Below are 479 nucleotides of genomic sequence, written 5' to 3'. Positions count from 1 at the left end.
GTCCACGCCGTTCAACGGCTCGCGCGGAATGCGGTTGTCGATCACGTTCACCACCCCGCCGACGGCGCTGCCGCCGTAGAGCAGCGCGGCCGGCCCGCGCAGCACCTCGATGCGCTCGGTGGTGAGGGCCTCGGTGGGCACGGCATGGTCGAAGCTCAGGGCCGACGCATCCAGCGTGGCGCCGCTGTTCTGCAGCACGCGGATGCGGTCGCCGTCGAGGCCGCGGATGATGGGCCGGCTGGCGTTGGGCCCGAAGTAGGTGCTGCTCACGCCGGGCAGGCCGTCCAGCGTCTGGCCCAGCGTGGATTCGGTGCGCAGCGTGAGATCGTCGCCCGACAGCTGTGCGGCGGGCACGACCACGGCATCGGCGCCCAGCGGGTTGCCGGTGACGGTCACTTCGGGCAACCGGACACGCGCAGCGGCGGCCGCATCGGTGGCGGCCGTCTGCGCTTGCGCGCCGGAAGCGAGCAGCAGTACGG

The 479-nt window shown here is 72.9% G+C and carries 1 protein-coding gene; it reads right to left on the bottom strand.

Annotated features, from left to right (window positions below):
- The coding region (locus K9U40_RS23495) for a TonB-dependent receptor plug domain-containing protein (RefSeq protein WP_282892475.1) at nucleotides 1-479 on the bottom strand (479 nt) is incomplete at both ends.

Origin of the sequence: Xanthobacter autotrophicus (assembly GCF_030015065.1) — a bacterium.
Taxonomy (GTDB): Bacteria; Pseudomonadota; Alphaproteobacteria; order Rhizobiales; family Xanthobacteraceae; genus Xanthobacter; species Xanthobacter autotrophicus_D.
This window is presented reverse-complemented; position numbering and strand designations above follow the sequence as displayed.